This is a genomic window from Streptomyces sp. NPDC001933 (genome assembly GCF_042890955.1).
GTDB lineage: Bacteria > Actinomycetota > Actinomycetes > Streptomycetales > Streptomycetaceae > Streptomyces.
Window position 1 is genome coordinate 1 of the sequence record NZ_JBIASS010000046.1, and the last position, 20,163, is coordinate 20,163.

Below are 20,163 nucleotides of genomic sequence, written 5' to 3' on the forward strand. Positions count from 1 at the left end.
GCGGGAACACGGGCTTCCGCTGTGTGCGGAGTCCCTGACGCCGGCCTCGACCACCGCTGCCCGCAGGGACGCCCCCTCCCTGGGGACGCTGTCCGCGGTACCAGGCTCCGTCTGGTCGAACGCCGTACCGTCGGGGTCCTTGCGCATCACAGAAGCAGGCGTCGCGGGACCGGTGGGGAGCCTCCAGGCTCGTGATCCGCACGGGTATTCCCTCTGCCTCGGTCGTCAGCTCCAGGTGAGGGATGAACAGGCCCTGCCGGCGGACCGCGTCCACCAGAGCCTGCTCGCACCCGCTCGCCTGGGACTGGCACTGGTCGATCAGCACGACGGTGACCGGCTCGCCGTCCACGTAGCGGGGCTCGGTCAAGTACCCGGCCGTGTCTGTGGCTTTGGTCTTCGCTGTGGGCGGGAAGACCCTTGCGCCGGGCCCGCCCGCCGGTTCGTAGACCGCCCGGATACGGATCGCACCGTCGTTCGACTGCCCGCTGACCACAGCGAGCAGTGTGTCGTAGAGCTTCACGATCTTGATCGACCTCCAGTACCAAAACACCAGCCAGGACTGCCATGCCATGACACAGCCACATTCGCCGACAGATCAGGGCAAGGCGGTGCATATCGAATCGAGACATCAGTACCTGTTCAACGCTCCGCTTCGACACGGGCACCCGGCCTGTCAGTGGCCGCCGCTACGATGCTCGGCCTCCGAAAATCCGGACCGAAGATCCAGTCCGAAGCGTACGATTCGAAACTGGACGTCGACTTCACGGTGCTCAGAAGCGATTCCCCGACAAGCGAGAGGTACTCGCTTGTCGCCTGAAACCGTCCAGGAGAGCGCCCTGGTCACGGCTATGACTTCGTGCGGCCTGCTGAGGCTTGCTGAGTGTCCGCGCCAGAGCCGGCATCTTGCCGCTGGGTCTCCTGGGGGCCGTGCCAGTCCAGACACATCACGGTGGCATCGTCTTCGAGCCGGCCGCCAGCGGCGTCCAAGACCGTGGACGTCAGCGTCAGTGCGGTCTCCCGCGGATGCAGGTCCCGGGTGCGCTCCACCGGGGCGAGCAGGTCGACATTCTCCCCGTGACGTTCGAGCATGCCGTCGGTCAACATGAGCAGACGGTCGCCGGGGCGCAGCTCAATGTCCTGGACGCGGTAGGGGTGGGGGCGGGCAGGGACAGGCCGAAGGGATAGTCTACCTCGCAGGTGATCACCTCCGGAGCCCCCTCGCGCATGCGCGGCGGCCAGGGGTGGCCGGCGTTGACGAACTGGGCCTGCCCGGTGTGGAGGTTGATGCGCAGTAGCTGCCCGGTGGCGTGGCCAGGGCCTGGTCGGCCCGGTGGGCTTGCTCGGCCAGGTCGGCTTCTGCGCGGCGGGCGCTGCGCAGGGCGCTCACCAAGACTGTGGCGGCCAGGGCGGCGTCGATGTTGTGGCCCATGGGGTCGGTCACCGACAGGTGCAGGGTTCGCGGTCCAGGGCGTAGTCGAAGGTGTCGCCGCTGAGGTCTTCGGAGGGCTCCGGGCTCCCGTGTCGGCGTACTCCTCTGAGTGCGCCACGGAGTACGGAGATATCGGCTCTGTCGCTGATCTTGTGACGCGGGCCGGTCAGGTCCGTAGGAGGATTCGGGTGCGGAGGAGGTCGAGTTCGGCTCGGCCGTACCCGGCGCGCTTGAGGAGTTTGACTCTCGTGACCTGGCCTTCCACATCGACACGCGCAATCCACGCGGGAAGGTCTTCGCCATGGTGCTCGTGCATGAGCAGACATGATCAACGGTGGCATCGAGCTCGGGGCAGGCCGCGCGGATCTCCTTGATGCCGACGGCTTCGTCGGGCCGCAGGCGTTCAGGATGGGTCAGGATCCAGCGCAGGGCTCGGCGGGGCTTGGGAAGCAGGGAGCGGAGGAGTGGTCACCATGCCCTCTCGCAGGAGACGGACGTAGCGGCTGACCGTCGCCCGTTCGCCCGGGAAGCCCTGGTCACGAACTTCACGGAAGAGCTGCCTGGCGTTGTGACAGCCCTCGGTGAAGCGCTGGTAGATGTAGGGCTTGTAGTCATCCAGTTTCGTCCGGCGTTGGGTGACCTTGACCAGCAACTCGTCGACGTTCGCTGTGCGTGCGTAGCGGCGGACTGAGTAGTAGTCGAGGTCCAGGTCGCGGCTGATGCCACGCAAGGAGCGGCCTGTGGCGCGGAGTTCTTGGACGGCACGGTGCCGCTCGCGGATCATGGCGACGATACGTCGGGGCCGGCCATGGACGTCGAGGAAGCCGTCCGGCACCGGAGGCGGTTCCGGCTCGTTGGCGACGGCGGCGGATTCGTGGGCGGAGCGGAGGCAGCCGTAGTGGGCGGCGACCGTCTTCTCGACGGCCTTCGCCAGGTTGCTCCACAGGTGCCACACATCAGCGACCTGAACCGCCTGCGGAACGGCCTGCTTGGCGGCCTCCGCATAGGCTGTGGCGCGGTCCCGGCACACGATCTCCACCTCGGGGTGGTCGGCGAGCCAGCGAGCAACTGGCTCGGCCTCCCGGCCGGGCAGGACGTCGATGGGCCGTCGGGCCTCGAGATCGACCAGGATTGTGGCGTAGGTATGCCCCTTGAGCAGAGCGAACTCATAGACTCCGAGGACGCGGACCGGTCCTGGTGCTTGAAATGGCACGGTCCGAAGAAGCCGTAGGAGGGTGTCCTTGGCCACCGTCATGCCGAGTCTTCCGGCGAGCCTGGCTCCGGGTCTGCCGGCCAGGACTTCGGCGATGCGGTTCAACTGGCCGCGCAGTACAGGGGTGTACCGGGCGTGCGGACCGGTCAGTCCCGGTATCTGCTCTGCGAACGTCGCTGCCGGGCAGTCGACGGCCAGACACTTGAAGCGCCGTATGAGCAGCACAATCACCACCGGTACACCACCCAACGGAGTATCCCTCAGACGTCGTTCGTACCGTCCATGGCTCGTACGGAGCGTTCCTCACAGCGCGGGCACCGCGCCGACGACATACGCGAACGTGTACGCAACACGACGCCTTCCTCCGACCGCTGTACCGACTCGATCACCACGGTCGACAGATGCGGCAGGACCTGCTGTAACCCGTCTGAACTACACACTCGCACAAACGACCAACCAGACACTGCGTCACAAGATCAGCGACAGAGCCGACGAAGGTTCTGGCTCAACTTCTGTGGAGCATCCACGCTGCGTGACTGTTGATCTCCATAGTGGCTCTCGCTCGATCGTCCTGAAATGCCCCATGGCTGTCGTTTCGTGCCCGAGAGTTCGGGGCCGTGAACGAAGTGCTGCTGCGTCTGGAAGAGCTCCTGTTCCTGTCGGACCCTGAAGTCGCGGTGATGTCAGCGGAGGACGACGGCGAGGCGATCTGGATTGGCATCGCCCGCAAGTCTGCTGGTGCTGAGTGTCCGGGCTGTGGAAGGTGGTCGAACCGGCTTCATGGATCCTACCTGCGGTTTCCTGCTGATCTGCCCAGCGCGGGAAGGCGTGTGGTGCTGCGCCTGCAGGTCCGCAGGTTCATCTGCGCGGACACCTCCTGTGGACGGCAGACCTTCGCTGAGCAGATCCCGGGACTGATCCGCCGTCACGCTCAGCGGACTGACCGGCTGCGTTCGGCCTTGGCCGAGGTGGGTCTTGCGTTGGCCGGCCGCGCTGGAGCCCGTCTTGCAGACGTCTTCGGCATCTCCGCCAGCCGCAGCACGGTGCTTCGGTTGGTCGATGCGATGCCTGACCCTCAGCCGTCGGCCCCGCGGGTAGTGGGTATCGACGAGTACGCGATGCGCAAGGGCCGTATCTACGGGACTGTCCTGGTCGATGTCGAAACCGGCAGGCCCGTGGATCTGCTGCCGGACCGTGAGGCAGCCACTGTCGCCGCCTGGCTTGCTGAGTGTCCTGAGGTTGAGGTGGTCTGTCGCGACCGCGCCCCCTTCTTCGCCGAAGGCGCCAGCACCGGGGCTCCCACCGCGGTGCAGGTCGCAGACCGTTTCCATCTCTGGCGCAACCTCGGCGAAGCCATTGAGCGATGCGTATCGCGCCATCGCACCTGTCTGCGAGCGCCATTCACGGTTCCCGGCTCCGAGGGCGTCACCGCACCACCGGCTCCCGAAGCTGGCGCGTCACCGTGGCCGACTGGACACCGCTTCGCCGATCGAACCCGCGAGAAACACGCCATCGTGCACGGAATGCTCGGCGAAGGACACAGTCGGCGGGCGATCGCCCGCGAACTCCGGATGACCTACCGAACCGTTCAGCGCCTGGCCGACGCGGCAAGCCCGGAGGAACTCTTCCAAGGACAGTGGCAGAACCGCAGAACGAAGCTCGACGACTTCAAGCCGTACTTGCACGAGCGGTGGGCCGGGGGCTGCACGAATGCCTGGACTCTCTGGAAGGAGATCCAGAGCCACGGATACGCAGGTGGATACGGCGCCGTCCGGGCCTACCTTCGTCCCTTTCGGGACGCCGCGCCGGAGGGACGGCCGGCATCGCCCAGGACCGTGGCCGGGTGAATCCTCACCCACCCTGACACCCTGCCAAAGAGGGAACGACTGAAGCTGAAGTCCGTTCTGGCCCGCTGCCCCGAGCTGGACGCCCTCGCCGGGCACGTCCGTTCCTTCGGGCAGATGCTCACCCAGCTCCAGGGAGAACGGCTCCCCGAGTGGATTGCGGCGGTCCGGGCCGACGACCTGCCCAGCATGCACACCTTCATCAGCGGCCTCGAACGCGACCTCGCGGCCGTCACCGCTGGCCTGACCCTGCCCTGGAGCTCGGGCGTCGTCGAAGGCCATGTCAACCGCATCAAAATGATCAAGCGGCAGAGGTATGGACGAGCTGGCTTCAAACTTCTGCGCAAGCGGGTACTGCTCGCCTACTGACCTCGCTGTCAGCGGCCAATGCGACGATCCCCAGGCAGCCACGCAAGGAGAGACATGGGTACCTGGGACATCGGCCCCTTCGACAACGACACCGCCGCCGACTTCGCCGGTGACCTGGACGAGACAGCACTGGAAGAACGCGAAGCCATGATCCGGGGCGTGCTCAAACGTGCCGCCGGGCCTGCGGACTTCCTGGGTATCTACGACGGTGAGCGTGCAGTGGCCGCGGCGGCCCTGGTCGTCGCACAGCATCCTGACGGCGATCCGGCGTGTTCGAACTATGGCCCATCAGAGCCGCTACCGGAGTTGCCTGCAGACCTTCGAATGCTCGCCGTCGACGCCCTGGACCAAGTGGTCTCCAACCGGTCTGAACTCGCCGAGCTGTGGGCCGAAGCCGCGAACTGGTCGAAGTGGCGCCAGGACATCACCCGCCTCCGCGACGTCCTTGACCCTCCGATCCCGCCACAAGAGGAAGCCCTCTTCGAGATCTAATCGGTGACCCACAGTCACGGACCACAGAACTTGAGTCAGAACCCAAACTCACCAACAAATGCTGTACCTTGACGTGAGCGAAGCCAGGTGCTGCGTCGGTTCGACGCACAGCTCCGTAAAGGTCGCTGACCGCATGCCTCCTCCTTGAGGTCGGTAGCCCGCCGACGGTTGTTCCAACATATGGTGCCGGAGACACCCCCGCGGCCTCAGGGCGGCGGTGTCGGCGTCGGCATGGCGACAATGCCCTGGGCCCGCCGATGTCCCGGAGCCGGAATCACCTGCGGCACCTATTGCGTCATGCCCCGCGGTTTCTCCTGCGGTATCTGTCGCACCCTCTTTCCGTAGCGTCGGGCGTTTGCGCTGGTCACCATGCCTGTAGAGGCGTGGTCGGGGTGCTGACATCCCCTCTGCGCACCCCTCTGCCGCCCGACTACCGAAACGGAGAGGGTGGGGGCGGGGCAGGCGGAGCGCCTCGGGGATCGGCGGCCGGCCAGTCCCCGCACGTGTCCGCGGGGCCGCGCGCGCCCTCAAACTCGCCTGCTGCCTCATCACTCACCGACAGATTCGCTTCCTGTGTTAGCTGTTGTCAGTAGGCTGCAAGTATGACTGAGCTGGCGGCTGGCAGGCCCGGGCTGCGCAAGCCGCGAGAGTTGCATGATGTCCACGAGTTCCTGGACCAGGTGCGGCTCCGCCCGGGAATGTGGGTTCGCCGCGGCTCTCTTCAGCATCTGGATTCCATGCTTGTCGGCTACGCAGTGGCCTGCGAGATCCACGACAGCGATGAGAGTTTCGACTTCTGGAACAGCGGCCCCTTCTCCCAGTGGTTGTGGAAGCGGATGAACATGGTGTTGGGCTTGTTCCTTTTTGGCAGACATTCGAGATCAGGGGTTCGTCCCCGGGAGGATGTCCATCATGGAGAGCATGAGGAAGAAGAAGCCTCGCCCTCGCCGTTCGTCCACGCCGGAGTTCAAGGCCGAGATAGTCGAGCTGTGTCGGCGTGGTGACCGGTCGGTCGGTCAGATCGCGAAGGACTTCGATCTGACCGAGACCGCGGTGCGGGACTGGGTCAAGCGGGCCGAGGGCGACGCGGGCGAGCGTGACGGACTGACCAGCAGTGAACGCGAGGAGCTGGCTGCGCTGCGGCGGGAGAACCGCCGTCTGCGCGAGGACGTCGACATCCTCAAGCGAGCCACGGCTTTCTTCGCGAAGGAGATCCGGTGACGGTGGACCCGTTCATCGAGGCGGAGAAAATCGCAGGTCACAACCTCAATCGGGCGTGTGAGCTGTTGAAGGTCTCCAGAACCGCGCCGCCCGCACCGCGATCTTCGACTTCATCGAGAGCTGGTACAACTTGCACCGACTGCACAGCAGCCTCGGCTACCGCAGTCCCGCCGAATACGAGACCGCACTCGCAGCCTGACCACGACACCAACGGTGTCCGTCAAAGCGGAACAAGCTCAGGCTTCCTGGGCAGAAGGTCAGCAACACCGCAGGAGCCCGGGCCCCCCGCACCAACACAGATACGCCGCATGATGAAAGAAGCGAGATTCCCATGAACACGAACCCTGAACTCGAAGCCCAGTTCCGAAGCGGAGTTCCGCACTCGGCCCGAGTGTGGAACTTCTGGATCGGCGGGAAGGACAACTACCCCGTCGATCAGGCGTTGGGAGAACAGGTCATGGCGGCCTACCCGGCGGCACGCGACCTCGCCCGGGCCTCCCGCGCCTTCCAGGCACGCGCGGTGAGCTACCTCGCGGAGGCGGGCATCGACCAGTTCCTCGACCTCGGGACCGGCCTGCCCGTACACGACAGCACCCATGAAGTCGCCCAGAGCGTCCGCCCCGACGCCCGCATCGTCTACGTCGACAACGACCCCCTGGTCCTGGCTCACGCACGCGCCCTGCTCACCAGCGCACCCGCCGGAATGACGGACTACATCCACGCAGACCTGCGTGACGCCGAGCTGGTGATCCGGGAAGCTTCACGGACCTTGGACATGACACGCCCGATAGCGGTGATGATCCTCTCAACCCTGGGACACGTCGAGCCGGAAGCCGGAATCCAGCTCACACGCCAGTACATGCGGGCCTTCGTACCCGGCAGCCATCTGGTTCTCTGCGACACGGTCGCCACGCCACAGACGCTGGCCGCCCAGGAGGCATACGCCTCGGGGGACACCCCGCCCTATCTCGTGCGCCAGCCCGAGGAGATCCTCGCTAGCGCCGACGGCATGGACCTGGTCGCCCCGGGATTCGGGTCCATCTCCATGTGGCGTCCGGGCCCGGGGCAAGAAGGGGATGAGCCCGTCGACCAGTGGGGGTTCGTCGCCCGCAAGTGATACGCGTCCGGAGCGCAGGACGGACACCATGGACCGGCTGGATCCCGATGAACCGGCTTCCGCAGCGAAGGCCAGGCTGATGAGGCGTCTTCGGCCAGGACAACAATCTATTCTGCACTCGCAGACAAGTTCGAAAGAGTGGATTTCCCATGTTTCAAGAGACTCCGATCTTCGACCGACTTATCCGGGAAGAAGGCAATGTCCCTGTCGAGGTTCGTGGAGAGGCCCAACGGATAGCACGAGACCTGCAACGGGTCATACCAGCGATGCAGCCTTCCGTGAACGCCGGAGCGGCCCCGCACGGGCATGCTCTCCAGATGGGCATCTGACTGCATGGCAATGTGCCCTGCGGCTGCGATGACGAGCCCCTGAGAGCAGGCGCAGCCCGTGGGCTGACGGAGCGGACCGCGGCCGGCACCGGTGCCGGGATCCACCTCCGCCCTGCTCCGTCGGGGCCACAGCTGAGCAGGGCTGGCGCAGGCGAGCTGAGGGACGCCCTGACTGCCTGGCTGCACTTCAGCAGCCATTCCCGGCCCGAGAACTAACGGTCTGCCCCTGCCCGGACCAGTGATGGCGCACGAACCTCGGCCCGGGACAGGGGAGCGGCCGGAGACACTGGCACTTCCCGGGCCGTGTGGCAGGCCGGTCCGGAATCCTGAGTTCTGTCCCGATCAAGAAACTGTCCGCCTACCGTGGGTGAGGAGAACGTCTGTACAAGGAGGCCGGATGAAGCGCGTGCTCACAGGGACCGTCGCTTACGGCGATGACCGCCAGTCCGGAGACGGGCAGGTCGGAGGCCCGTACTCCAGCCCGGGAGACCCGGGCAATCCGATGCCGGATCCGGAGCCTGACGACAGCGACGACGACTAGGCCACGCTGATGCCTCTCGATGCAGAATCCCTCCGCCGGCGTTGTGCCGAGGAGATGACCCTCAACCCCCGCGGCTTCGCCGGGGCTTCCTGGCTGCGGGACGTGTTTCTCACCGTGCCGCGCGAGCACTTTGTTCCGGACCAGGTGTGGTGGCCCACCGCACGTGAGGACGGCCTGTACAGCTTGATCGACCGGACCGAGCGGCCCAGGGCCTGGCTCAAGGCCGTCTACCGCACCGGCACCGCACTCATCACCCAGATCGACGACGGCCAAGTACCCCCGACCGGGCCTGCCGTAGGGGCCTTCACCAGCAGCGTCTCCTCCAGCGGCGTCATCATCGAACTCCTGCGCCACCTCGCACCCCGCCCTGGCGACCATGTCCTAGAAATCGGCACCGGCACCGCCTACACCACCGCCCTCCTCACCACCCGGACCGGTCCCCAGACCGTCGTGAGCATCGAGATCGACCCCCGGATTGCCGAGCGGGCCCGCGACAGGCTCACAGCCATGCAACTCGACCCGCTCGTCATCACCGGAGACGGCGAGCAGGGCTACGCACCCGCCGGCCCTTACGACCGCATCGTCGCCACCGCATCGGTCCGCCGCATCCCACCCGCGTGGCTGGAACAACTGCGTCCAGGTGGCGTGCTGGTGGCCCCGCTCGACAGTCCGTTCGGCTGCGATCTGCTGGTTCGTCTCACAGGGGACGGGCAGGACGGCGGGAGGGGGAAGTTCGTTGCCGCGGTCGAGTTTATGCGGGTACGCGGGCAGCGTGAGCGCCGCCCGCACGCAGAGCTGGGCTGGCCCGGCGAGCTCGATCCGGAGCGCTGGCAGGACCTCCGGATCGACGCCGGGCCCCGCGGACAGAGAGTTATCGAGCCCTCAGTCCTGCCGCAGTGACGGCGGCCGTCACCCAGCCAACATGACCCGGCCCGCAATTCCAGGCCTACCGCCCCGTGCTTGCCGCAGCTCACGTCATAGCATCCTGCTCGTCGCCTTTGCTGGGGGCTCTGACAGGCCGCTAATCGGGCCGCGTCCTATTCGGGTGTCAGCTGCCTGACCGGGCCCGCGACCGGGTTCCGGCCGCCTCGTACCGCATGGCGCAGCAGGACGCATCTGGACACAGGCTGGGCACTCCACAGGTACGCCCCTTCCGGACGAACGCCGCAACGCCCAGGAACCGTCCGGCCGGTGGAGCGGGCGAAGAACCTTGGTGATCAGCCAAGCCAAACGAGCGCAGAGATGCGGATCTCCCGCAGCTCACGGAGAATGATGTACTCGACGATGACCGGCTCGCCGGGGATTTCAAGGGAGTGACGCACGCCGATTTCGGGTCGGCCGGCGGGCCGAGCGCAAGAAGGCTGCACACGCCCTGATCCACGAGGTGCTCGCCCAGGGCCACTCACGCCGGGCGATCGCCCGGCACCTGGGCTGGGGTCTCAACACCGTGCTCCGATACGCGAACACCGCACGCTGGCAGGACGCCATCCGCGACAACCGGCCCCCGGCCCAGCAGACTGGACCCCTACAAGCCCTACCTGGAACGATGATTCGCCGAGGGATGCGCCAACGTCACCCGACTCCACGGCGAGCTGGTCGCCGAGTAAGCTCCCGTCACCTACGGGAGGAAGACCGCGTCGGCCTCAAGGACGTCCTGACCCGCTGTCCCGAACTGGACACGGCCGCCGGACACGTCCGCGATTTCGGCGAGATGCTCACCAGCCGCCTCGGCGCCACGCTCCCTGCCTGGATCGACGCCGTCAATGCCAGCCAACTGCCCGGGCTCACCGGCTTCGCACTCCACCTGCCCCGAGACCTCGACGCCGTGACCGCCGGCCTCACCCTGGACTGGAGCTCGGGCAGCATCGAAGGCGCCGTGAACCGCATCAAAAAGATCAAGAGACAGCTCTACGGCCGAGCCGGCTTCCACCTGCTCCGGAAGATGATCCTGCTGTAGTAGCCCGGAAGCAGTCTCTTGCTGATGCGGGTTCGGTGGGCTAGAACTTCGTGTGATCACTTTTGTGTGTGCCGCCTGCACCCGCCCTCTGACCAGGACTGTGCAGCTGTCCGAGACCCTGGTCAGGCCAGAGTTCGACGGGCGTATCGGACCCGACGGATATCGCCGGGCCCCGGCCACGATGCATATGGGGCGCTATGCCCTGGAGCCCGAGCCATGGGGAGCCCCGTTCCTGCCGACCGACGAACCCGTCGCGGTGTTTCCCGGCGGGCCTTGTGTCGACGATCCGGACGGAGACGGGTTCCTGACTTCCGTAGGCCCCCGAAACACGATCGTTCTCCATCCCGACGACGCACCAGACCTACTGCCCGACCTTGAGGGAGACCACACAGGCTGCTGCGGCTGGCATGGTCAGAGCGGCCTGAACCGGCTGTGCCCGTGTGGCGCTGCCGTAGGAACAGAGATCAGCGAGTGTTACACCGCGTACGAACTCCACCTCGACCCAGCACAGGTCCATGCGCTGGATGCCAGCATCGTCGGACCACCGTCAAAGTTCGGTGAGGCAGAACATTAGGCGTGGAGCCGAGGCTCAACCTCCCACATCATCGAACAGCACGATGACTCTCCGCGATCGCTCCCCAAGATCTGTGCCAGAACCCAATTCTCATCGAGATTTCTGAGTCGTTCGATCGTTACTGTAGTGCAGGCCGACGTCCCGACAGCGGCAGCCGGGGAGACGGTGGCGAGCGTGGCACCAGCCGCGACGAGGAGGGTGATGGCCGCAGACGCGGCTACTCGCCCGGTCCGGCGCGAGCTGCTGAGATGCTTGTGCATTGAAATATTCCCCGATGGTGTAGGGGGGCCTGGCACGAGAAGAAGCCGACGGGCTTGTTGCAGCGATTCGCGCTTCTCCCGAACTGCGCTGACGTAACAGCACGTCAGGTGGGCCCCGTTGAATGTTCCTATTCGGAAAGGGGAGCAAGATCTCCCTATCCGGCTCGATCCTGCGACACTTCATGGCGCAGCGTCAATTGCAATGGTGGAGCGATGCGGGGGCGACCTCCAGCGCCCCGGTCTCACGGGGAGTCGCCTCGACGCTGCTCGACGCCTGCGAGAAGCAGCTGGTGGAGGAGGGCGCGCGGGTCGTGCTCACCGAGGCTCGCCCCAGCTCGGTCCGGACGGGCAGACCGCGCACCCCGAGGTCGGCGTCATCCACGGCATCGCCGTCGACCCGCAGCACCGGCTACACCGCGACAGCAGATGCAGGGCATTGCCTGCTTCACGGTGATCACGGAGCGTGCAGCCCCGTGAGCCCGGCCGCCCCGGCGGCCACACAAGCCCCTTAGGTGCCCGGCAGAGGGCGAACCAGGCCCGTTCCCGGGGGGCTTGAGGCCCGAGGAAGCCTTACCACATGCACCGACGGACCACCTGCCCCCGTAGAGCCAGCGCTTTTGCCCGGCCCTTCTGGGAGCGGCAGGCGGTCGACCTCACCTACGCCCCCGAGCTGCTGCTCAAAGCCGTGAACATTCGACGCGGGCTAGCCTCCGCAGCGCCTCCCGAGCTGCTGTCAGAACGCTGCTCACTGTCGTGTACGAAGCCACGGTGGAACGCTGGAACGGCGATCCTCCTGCTGGATCGCCTGTTTCAGTGGCCGCAGCCGGACATGGGGGTGTCGAGGTATTTCCAGGTCTGGGGTCCGACCTGGCCGTCGGGCTTGAGACCGCTGCAGCGCTGGACGGCGCGTACGGCGGTGTCGGTGCCTTCTCCGAACTTGCCGTCGACGGTGAGCGTGTAGTCGTAGTTGGAGTTCAGCAGGCACTGGATCTCCTTCACCTTCGAGCCGACCATGCCCTTGGCCATGACCTGCTTGCGGTCCCAGTTGTAGGGGCAGTTGGCGCGGCCGGCGGCGCCGGGCGAGGCGGCCGTGCTGGGAGAGGCAGGAGCAGCGGCTGGGGAAGATGCCTCGCCCTTGGCTGAACTGCTGGGGCGCGGTGACTTCGTGTTCGTATCTTCCTCGCCCGTGGAGTCCTGGTCCTTGTTCTTCTTCTCGTCGTCCTTCGGGGGCAGGGGAGTTTCGTCGACCACGGGCTGGTCGTCGCCGGGGCGGTTGTCGCCGCCGGCCTCGACGGTGGGGCTCTGTGTTTCGTGGACTGAGTACCAGCGTCCGACCAGCAGCAGCGCGGCAAGGGCGGCGGCGATCAGCGCGAGGATTTTGATCCGGCTCCGGGGAGCAGCTGCTGGCTTTGCCGGTGCGGCCGGGCCGGGCGTGGATGGTGCGGGAGCCGGGCTGGCCGCTGCTGGTTTCGGAGCTGCGGTGCCAGGAACGGTGTCCGGGGCTGTCGGCGGCACGGGGTCCGGGACTGTCGGCGCGGGATCCGGGGCTGCTGTCGGCGGCGCGGGATCCGGGGCTGCTGCCGGCGGCGCGGGATCCGGGGCTGCTGCCGGCGGTACGGGGTCCGGAGCTGCTGTCGGGGGTGTGGGGTCCGGTACGCCTTGTGCGGGGGTTGCCGGTGCGGGAACGGGCGCTGCTTCGGACGGTGCTTCTTGCTGGGTGTCTTGGGCGCGGCGTGCTTGGTCGGCGGTGTCCCAGAGGCCGAGGAGGGTGTTCTTGTCGAGGCCGCGGCGGGTGCAGAGGCGTTCGACGGCTGCTCGGGGTGGGAACGCGGTGCCTTTGAGGACGCGGTTCCAGGAGGAGCGGGAGTAGCCGGTGTCGTGGGTGAAGGCGTCCAGGGAGAGGTTCTTGGATGCCTTGACCTGTCGCAGTGCCTGGAGCAGTGCGGTGACTTCCGGCAGTGGCTGCGCGGGCGGGTTGTCGCCTTGGTTGGGTTGCACAGATCTTCCCCTTGGTACCGATGTGATCGTCGTGTTCCAGAGCCGTTTCTTTTCGCAGGTCAGGGGCCTTGTGGAACGGCCGGGACGGCGCGGTACGGCTGGAATGCCGATCAGGCTACCGGTGGGACGGCGGTACCCCGAATCTTCATCTCGTCGACGCCGCAAAGGCGCGGCGCAAACTGCCTTCCGGGTGTGTGCCGGTGGGTCTGACGAGGGGTGAAGTCGTGCGCATCATCAGCAAGAAGACGGGTCTTCAGGCGGGTGCCATGGTGGCGGTCGCGGCCGCTGGATTTGGCCTGATCAGCTTCATGGGGCAGGAGCAGGCGCAGGCGAACAGCCCGGCCGCGTACGGGGTGAAGGGGTTCGACACGAGCCATCACAACTCCCACCCGATCCAGTGGTCGGCGTCCGTGAGGGCGGGGTACTCGTTCGTGTTCCAGAAGGCGACGCAGGGCACCGGTTACCGCGACCCGCAGTTCGCGGGTGACTTCGCGGGGGCGTCGCGGGCCGGGCTGATGGCCGCGCCGTACCACTTCTACGACTCCGGTTCCGGCGTGGCTCAGGCCGACCACTTCATCCGTACAGTCCGGGCGGCCGGGTACGACGGGAAGCGTGCGGGGCAGTTGCCGCCGGTGGTCGACCTGGAGAAGATCCGCGGCCGGTGCCCGGCCGGGGTGAGCAACACCCAGGTCGCCGCGTTCCTGACCAAGACCCGTCAGGCGTTCGGGGTGAACCCCATCGTCTACACCTCGAAGGACTTCGCCGACACGTGCCTGCGTGGCAACACCGGTGCCCTGGCCAACAGCCCGCTGTGGCAGCCCCGCTACGGGAGCGGAACGCGTGAGCCCGCTCCGGTCGGCGGCAGGTACTGGTCGATCTGGCAGTACACCGAGAACGGATCGGTACCCGGTCTGCGGGGCAAGGCCGACGTGAACGTCTACAAGGGCACGCTGACCCAGCTCCGCGCCCTCGCCCAGCTCAGCCCCGGTCAGACCCCCACGGGGCCCGGCGCGGGCACGTCAACGCCCACCACGGGCACCGGCACCGGCACCGGGGCCGGGGCTGGGGCTGGTGGGGGTGCGTCGGCTCCGTCCACGGCGGTCTGGCCGCTGCTGAAGAACGGGGCGCGTGGCGTGAACGTCACCACCGCCCAGCACCTGCTGGCCGCGGCCGGCCAGTCCGTCACCGCCGACGGGATCTACGGCCCGAACACCCAGAACGCCGCCGCATTCCAGCGGTCCCACGGCCTGACCGCGGACGAGATCATCGGCCCGAACACGTGGAACAAGCTGGTCCGCACTGTTGGCCAGGGCGCGAACGGAGCCGCGGTGAAGGCCGCCCAGGCGCAGCTCGCCGGGTACGGGAACCGCATCGCGGTCGACGGCGCGTTCGGCCCGGCCACCCGGAACGCGACGGTCGCGTTCCAGCGGTCCCACGGACTGACCGCTGACGGGATCATCGGTCCGAAGACGTGGAACAAGCTGATCAACGGCGCGAAGTCCGCCCCGACCACGCCTGCCCCGACCCAGCCGGCTCCGGCGAACGGCAGGCTGACCCAGCGCCAGGCCCTGACGCAGCTCGCCGCGGCCGGGATCAAGGCCCCGGTCGGGCGGACTTCCCTGGCGGGTGTCCGTGCCCGCACGATCCAGGGCGTCATCGCTCTGAAGAAGGCCAGCGGTTGCACCATCGTCATCACCGGCGGCACCGAGTCCGGCCACAGCACCAGGGGCAACCACTCGCACGCCAACGGTTACAAGCTCGACCTGCGTACCCGTGACGAGGGCGGCTGCGTGACCAACTGGATCAAGACCACCCAGCGCAAGGGCGCCCCGCGAGGCACCGACGCCCGCTGGCACGGCACCCTGGCCGGGATCTCCGCCGAGTACGTCTACGAGGTCCCGCGCAGCGGCGGCGTCCACTGGGACATCACCTTCATCTAACCCGCCAGCCCCTCCCCCGGCTCGTCACCGGTGCAAAAGCAGCCGCCACCGCACCCCATACGGGACGCTGTTGGTTAATTCCGTCCCGCTGGATCTCTATCCAGCGGGACGGAGTGCTGCGAAGGGCGGTGCGAGGGGGCGGCCGGTGAGCCAGGCGTCCGGCTTCTGCTCGCCGCAGCCGCCGCAGCGCGGGAGCAGCGGCGCCATGGCCTCCTGAGCACGAGAGATGCGCTCTCGGTGCTGCGCCAGCTCGCTCTCGGCCCGAGGCGATGTGGAATGATCGAGAAATGTTGGGGGCCAGCAGCGAGGACAGGCGAGCCATTCGGCGTGAGGCCAAGCAAGTCGTCAACGAGGTCGCGCAAGGACTCCGCACGTTGGACGACGGGACAACCTGGTTTGCCACCCTCTCCCCGGCAGGACGGCAGGTGGTACTGCAGGAGGTCGCTGGCTATGCGATGCAGGCGCACATCACGACGGCGGACGGCCACGCGGGAGTCGCTCGGTCCGGAGTGAAGCCCACCGCTAACCCTTCGGTGATGATTTGCATGGACCCACCCCGCTACAGGTTCGCGGCCCTCCCCGCTGACGAGCACATCAAAGCGTTCCGTGTCCTTGTCTCGGTGTTCTCTGTCGCCGACACCCGCCGCAGGCAGACCTACTGCAATGGCTCCTGCGGACACTCGTGGCACAACCTGCTTCCGCCAGTTGAGAGGCCGTAACGCAGGAGGCCGAGCAATGTTGAGAGCCGGTTCGCGCATTCGACTCGTGCCGTTGGTGCAGAGAAGATCGAGCGCATAGGCACCTGTGCCGAGATGCCCGGCGGGCTCGCCCTAAACGAGCAATAGTCAATACCTGTGGATCACGGCTGTCCGTTGAGGCCGAGTTTCCTCTTGCCGTAGGGGGAGAAGATCGACGCCCAGCCGGTCCAACCGGCGTGGACCTGGGCGATCTGGGAGGGCAGAGGCATGACGGGAAGCAGGTTTCTGCCCTTGGCCCAGTTGGCGAGGAGGCCCTCGGTGGTGTCCACGGCGGAGACGACCATGGTGACCTTCGCGTTGCCGTCGACCCAGGTGTCCCACAACGCCCACCCTTCGGGGCGTGCTTCCACTCCCAGTCGAGCACAGGCATGCGGGTAGGTCTCGTCGGTGCCGACAGGCATGGCCTCGGGGCGGATGAGGGCCACGGCCGCGAGGGGAACCTGTGGGCGCTCTGCCTCCTCCTCCAGGCACCCGTCCAGGGGGAAGTGGTAGTGCCGCAGCGTCCTTCCCAGAGCGTTGACACTGCGTTGGAGCGGCCCCTCGCCTTCGGCGTCGCCGGCGTACCAATGCTCGCCGGCAGCTGCGGAGGTGACTGCCTTGGCGAGCCGTTCGATCTCCCGCAGATAGTCGAGTTCGGAGAGCTCTGGCCTGGTCATAGGGGCAGTGTCGCATCGTTGCACCAGATCTGTGCAGCTGTTTTTCGCGTCACGCGGCCTGCTCCTGGCGTTCGACCAGGACGCCGTTCTCGAACCGGGCCCCGGTGCGGACAACGGGCACCAGGTGGGCACCGGTGATCGCGCGCCAGCAGGGCCTGGGCGGACTCGACGAGCTTGAACACCATCTCGGTATCGAGATGATGATCTACAGGGCCCTGTTCGGCGACGCTGTCGCGGCCTGTGTCGTCTCCTCCGAGCCCCTCGGAGGCCCCGCCTTCCACGTCGCCGGCCCCGCCGACATCCTGGAGTACGTCCTCCTCAGCAGCCTCGACGCCTACTCGGATAGGACTGGCGTCAATGGATTCCACTTCGACTCCATGAAGGAAGCCCCGTCGGCCGCGGACGACGTGCTGCCCACCGTCCTCGACTGGATCGGCGGCTGGTCCACCACGGCCTGAACACAGGCCCGGGCCGCGGGCCCACCACGCCCCGACGCACTATCAGACAGTCACGCACCCAACAACGTGACGACGCCCCGTCAGGCACTCACACACTCCACAACGTGACAGCGCCCGGGCCGCCCTTCCATCGCCGTGTGGTGGGATGGCCCGATGAACGCTCGTGATGTCGCTCGCCGACTGCCGGATATCGCCACCCTGCGAAACCTGTGCCGGTCGATGGCGATGCTGGACGCGATCCTCCAGCCCGGCGCACCATACCTGCGCCACCACCGGTTCGACGCCCACTGGTCCGCGACGCAGGAACTGGCCTCGATGGACAACGGCAGGGGAGACACCTACTCCGTCGTCTTCTCGGCGGCCGGAGCGTACATCCGCGGGTTCGACCACGAGTCCCCCATGAGCCCGTACGCGGGCGACGGGACGCCGTGGCCCGGCGTAGTCGACACCGTCCCGGAGGTGTTCCGGTCCTGCGTCGAGGATCCGGCTTTCCGGCTGGAGGGCATTGCGCACATCACCGTCTGCCTGTGGCGGGAGAACGCTGACGGGCAGTGGCGGACGGGAGAGGTCGACTTCGACGGCGGCCGTTCCGTTCCGGACGGGTCCGACTGGCTCTTTCGCCGCCTGGTCGACGGGACGCCCGAGGCGTACCAAGCATGGGCCCAGAGGTACTACCGCACTCCGGTGGACCTGGACGCGGTCATCGATGTGTACGAGCTGCGGCCTCTCACGCCGGAGCTGGTCGCCGCCCTGAACCCCGCCGTGACACTGGAGCAGCTCGGTGACACCATCGCGTCGATCGGCTACCGGTCCTGAGCAGAAGCGGGGCCCTCGGCGGGCCGTCCCTGCCCTGCGTCTTCCGCTACTGGAACTTCTCCACAGGCGTGCGCCGGCCGGCCCGGAAGTCGATCAGGGCGGCGCTGATGTCGAGCGCCGAGCCGAAGAAGAGCACCGACCGGTCGGCCGCCACGAGGATCGTCCCGCCGCCCCGCACGCGGTGCACGACAGCGACTGCACCGTCCTCGGGCAGCAGCACGTGACCGATGGCGGCGTCCGGAGCGATGCGGCGGTACAGCGTCTCGCCGAACTCGATGAGGCGACGCTGCTCCGGCGTGGGCGGCAAGGCGTCTGCGGACTTCTCCGCGCTCTCCTCCCTCATCCCGCTGCCCCGTCCCGTCCACGTGGTTGATCGCCGCGAGCTCCGCGATCAGGTCCGCGTCGCGCATCCCGGGCAGGGCGTACCCCTCGGCCTCGTCCCACGGGACGTCGAGGTCGTCCATGTGCACGCGCCATTCGGCGTCCGGCATGGCCCGGCGCAGCTCCGTGACGGAGTCCAGCACATGGGCGATCACCGGCATCAGGCGACCGGGATCGAGCGGCATTTTGGTGGACCCGGCGACGATCTCCTGAGGCCCGGCCGCACGCCGGTCGTACACGTACAGGCTTTCCTCGTCGCTGTAGGGAAACGACGCCATGTGTGCGGCGACGACGCGCGCGATGGAGGCCGACTCGGCCTCGGTCAGTGGTGTCGTGCGGTGCGCGCTGTAGTAGAGAGAGACGCTCATGGCGGGCAGTGTATGAGGGGGGTGTGACAGTGCGGGCCGAGCGCCGGGACGAACCCCGCCCGGGGCCGACGCCCGGCCAGGCAGGAACAGCCCTTACCTGCCTCTGACTACGCCGTCGGCGCGGCGTGCTCGAGACGGGTCCGGAGTTCGGCCTCGGCCGCGGCGAGCTCGGCAGGCAGCCCGGGCAGGAGGGCAAGGGCGGCAGTGATGAGCTCCGCCGACGCCCGTGGGTCTTCCCGGACCGCCCGGACCAGCACGTCCGCGTCCATCGGGGCCAGCTGGTAGCGCCATGCGGGGTGGGCGTGCGTCGCCGCGTAGTGGGCGGTCAGGATCTCGACGGGGGACAGCTCGGCTCCGCACCGGCGCAGGAACATCGCCAGGCCGTACTGGTTGATGAGCCCGCAGATCTCCTCAGCTCGGGCCTGGTTGCGGTGGTGCGCGTCGTGGATCTCGTAGACCACGGCGTACACGAGCACGCGTTCCCGGTCCGTGCGCGGCATCGGGAACGGCTCGTCCCTCAGCAGCGCCTCGATGTCGGCCGGACGGAGGAGGGGACGACGGCTCGTGCCGGTGGAGGAGACCGTCAGGCGGACGGCACCGAGTGCGACGGCGTCCTGCGAGAGCGTTCGCGCGTACCGAAGGCCCTCGCCCGCCGCCGACTCGGCCTCCCGGCAGGCCGCCCGCACCTGCGCGACCGTCGGCCCGTCGGTCCAGGCGAACGTCCACGCGCGTGCCGAGTCGGACCACTCGGCCTCGACCGCACCGTGCCGGTGGAGTGCGAGGCCGAACCGTTCGGTGAGCGTACGGGCGAGTCGGCGAAGGCGCGTCGCGCGGTCGGAAGCCATCGGACGCCAGTATCCACCGGACCCAGCGGGACCCACGCACCGGTTCGGCCGTCGCGAAGCGCCGGTCCCGGCCCTGGCCCAACGGCATGGCTGCGCGCCGATCCGCCGGAGACGCCGACGCGCAGCGTCGCCCCAAGCCTCGACGCGGGACTACGACCGGCTGCGGAAGCGGGCCGTCGACGGCGCCTGGGACCAGGTCTTCACCCCTTGCCGGCCCGGGCCGACGCCGAAGTCGGCCTGGACCGGATCGTCGCGGTCGACTTCGCCGTCTTCGTCCGGTCGGCGAGACGATCCGAAAGACACGCCTCAATCGTCGGCGTGCCGGTCGATCCAGCCCAGGGCCGCCGCGCGTTCGGCTTCGGTCGGCGCGGGGCGCAGCTGGTCCGGGTATCGGATGGGGTAGTGCTCGCGGGCGGTCCGCAGGCCGACGGCGCGGGCCTCGGGGGAGAGACTGGGGTGCTCGGCGACCTCCAGGGCGCGCTGCCACCAGCCCCGGCTGCGGGGGGGGGTGCCCCTATCTCTTTGGTCAAGGTGGATGGGTGCTGTTTTAGGGCGTCTGGAACGATGTGCCCGTGCATGTTGATGATGAGACGGTGG

Annotated in this window: 18 protein-coding genes and 4 pseudogenes; 12 read left to right on the top strand and 10 right to left on the bottom strand. The window is 67.6% G+C overall.

Features of this window, described 5'->3' with window-relative positions:
* The 3 genes and pseudogenes from ACFYY7_RS42625 to ACFYY7_RS42635 all read right to left on the bottom strand — a co-directional run.
* A partial coding sequence (locus ACFYY7_RS42625; RefSeq protein ID WP_388670966.1) for a type I-U CRISPR-associated protein Cas7 occupies window positions 1-571 on the bottom strand: 571 nt, incomplete at its 3' end.
* A gap of 275 nt (window positions 572-846) precedes the next feature.
* Window positions 847-1,518 (bottom strand): annotated as a pseudogene (locus ACFYY7_RS42630) (PP2C family protein-serine/threonine phosphatase); the annotation flags it as partial.
* Between the two features lie 314 nt (window positions 1,519-1,832).
* Window positions 1,833-2,918: pseudogene (locus ACFYY7_RS42635) on the bottom strand (ISL3 family transposase); the annotation flags it as partial.
* Between the two features lie 341 nt (window positions 2,919-3,259).
* Between ACFYY7_RS42635 and ACFYY7_RS42640 the strand changes: the two are divergent.
* From ACFYY7_RS42640 to ACFYY7_RS42675, 8 genes and pseudogenes are all read left to right on the top strand, one after another.
* Window positions 3,260-4,489 (top strand): ISL3 family transposase, encoded by a 1,230-nt coding sequence (locus tag ACFYY7_RS42640; protein ID WP_388670969.1) that lies wholly within the window; start codon window positions 3,260-3,262, stop codon window positions 4,487-4,489.
* A gap of 57 nt (window positions 4,490-4,546) precedes the next feature.
* Window positions 4,547-4,855 carry a transposase gene (locus ACFYY7_RS42645; protein WP_388671017.1) on the top strand — a complete coding sequence of 103 codons (309 nt, stop codon included), beginning with the start codon at window positions 4,547-4,549 and terminating at the stop codon, window positions 4,853-4,855.
* 54 nt (window positions 4,856-4,909) lie between these two features.
* A complete protein-coding gene (locus ACFYY7_RS42650; protein ID WP_388670972.1) occupies window positions 4,910-5,347 on the top strand; it encodes a DUF4259 domain-containing protein in 438 nt (145 codons plus the stop codon).
* Between the two features lie 921 nt (window positions 5,348-6,268).
* A pseudogene (locus tag ACFYY7_RS42655) lies at window positions 6,269-6,550 on the top strand (transposase); the annotation flags it as partial.
* 106 nt (window positions 6,551-6,656) lie between these two features.
* A pseudogene (locus tag ACFYY7_RS42660) lies at window positions 6,657-6,767 on the top strand (IS3 family transposase); the annotation flags it as partial.
* A 132-nt stretch (window positions 6,768-6,899) separates the two neighbouring features.
* Window positions 6,900-7,685, top strand: a complete 786-nt coding sequence (locus tag ACFYY7_RS42665) for an SAM-dependent methyltransferase (protein ID WP_388670975.1) — start codon at window positions 6,900-6,902, stop codon at window positions 7,683-7,685.
* 924 nt (window positions 7,686-8,609) lie between these two features.
* Window positions 8,610-9,455 (top strand): rRNA adenine N-6-methyltransferase family protein, encoded by an 846-nt coding sequence (locus ACFYY7_RS42670; protein ID WP_388670978.1) that lies wholly within the window; start codon window positions 8,610-8,612, stop codon window positions 9,453-9,455.
* 661 nt (window positions 9,456-10,116) lie between these two features.
* Complete coding sequence (locus ACFYY7_RS42675) at window positions 10,117-10,512, top strand: transposase (RefSeq protein ID WP_388670981.1); 396 nt, start codon at window positions 10,117-10,119, stop codon at window positions 10,510-10,512.
* A 1,027-nt stretch (window positions 10,513-11,539) separates the two neighbouring features.
* Here ACFYY7_RS42675 and ACFYY7_RS42680 read toward each other — a convergent pair.
* Window positions 11,540-11,728, bottom strand: coding sequence for a hypothetical protein (locus ACFYY7_RS42680; RefSeq protein WP_388670984.1), 189 nt, complete (start codon window positions 11,726-11,728; stop codon window positions 11,540-11,542).
* 428 nt (window positions 11,729-12,156) lie between these two features.
* A complete protein-coding gene (locus ACFYY7_RS42685; protein WP_388670987.1) occupies window positions 12,157-13,344 on the bottom strand; it encodes a peptidoglycan-binding protein in 1,188 nt (395 codons plus the stop codon).
* 224 nt (window positions 13,345-13,568) lie between these two features.
* Between ACFYY7_RS42685 and ACFYY7_RS42690 the strand changes: the two genes are divergently transcribed.
* The gene (locus ACFYY7_RS42690; RefSeq protein ID WP_388670990.1) at window positions 13,569-15,284 is read left to right on the top strand and encodes a GH25 family lysozyme; all 1,716 of its coding nucleotides are present in this window, start codon (window positions 13,569-13,571) and stop codon (window positions 15,282-15,284) included.
* A 287-nt stretch (window positions 15,285-15,571) separates the two neighbouring features.
* Window positions 15,572-16,003 (top strand): DUF5958 family protein, encoded by a 432-nt coding sequence (locus ACFYY7_RS42695; protein WP_388670993.1) that lies wholly within the window; start codon window positions 15,572-15,574, stop codon window positions 16,001-16,003.
* A gap of 140 nt (window positions 16,004-16,143) precedes the next feature.
* Here ACFYY7_RS42695 and ACFYY7_RS42700 read toward each other — a convergent pair whose 3' ends face one another.
* A complete protein-coding gene (locus ACFYY7_RS42700; protein ID WP_388670996.1) occupies window positions 16,144-16,698 on the bottom strand; it encodes a hypothetical protein in 555 nt (184 codons plus the stop codon).
* Between the two features lie 134 nt (window positions 16,699-16,832).
* Here ACFYY7_RS42700 and ACFYY7_RS42705 point away from each other — a divergent pair, with 134 nt between their 5' ends.
* Both ACFYY7_RS42705 and ACFYY7_RS42710 read left to right on the top strand, forming a co-directional pair.
* On the top strand, window positions 16,833-17,156 hold the full coding sequence (locus tag ACFYY7_RS42705; RefSeq protein ID WP_388670999.1) for a hypothetical protein: 324 nt from the start codon (window positions 16,833-16,835) through the stop codon (window positions 17,154-17,156).
* A 153-nt stretch (window positions 17,157-17,309) separates the two neighbouring features.
* Entirely contained in the window at window positions 17,310-17,972 is a 663-nt protein-coding gene (locus ACFYY7_RS42710; RefSeq protein WP_388671002.1) for a hypothetical protein, read from the top strand.
* A 46-nt stretch (window positions 17,973-18,018) separates the two neighbouring features.
* Here ACFYY7_RS42710 and ACFYY7_RS42715 read toward each other — a convergent pair whose 3' ends face one another.
* From ACFYY7_RS42715 to ACFYY7_RS42730, 4 genes are all read right to left on the bottom strand, one after another.
* Entirely contained in the window at window positions 18,019-18,315 is a 297-nt protein-coding gene (locus ACFYY7_RS42715) for a hypothetical protein (protein WP_388671005.1), read from the bottom strand.
* A gap of 513 nt (window positions 18,316-18,828) precedes the next feature.
* Entirely contained in the window at window positions 18,829-19,566 is a 738-nt protein-coding gene (locus tag ACFYY7_RS42720) for a hypothetical protein (RefSeq protein WP_388671008.1), read from the bottom strand.
* Window positions 19,567-19,716: 150 nt separating this feature from the next.
* Window positions 19,717-19,869 (bottom strand): hypothetical protein, encoded by a 153-nt coding sequence (locus tag ACFYY7_RS42725; protein ID WP_388671011.1) that lies wholly within the window; start codon window positions 19,867-19,869, stop codon window positions 19,717-19,719.
* Window positions 19,870-19,872: 3 nt separating this feature from the next.
* The coding region (locus tag ACFYY7_RS42730; RefSeq protein ID WP_388671014.1) for a hypothetical protein at window positions 19,873-20,163 on the bottom strand (291 nt) is incomplete at its 5' end.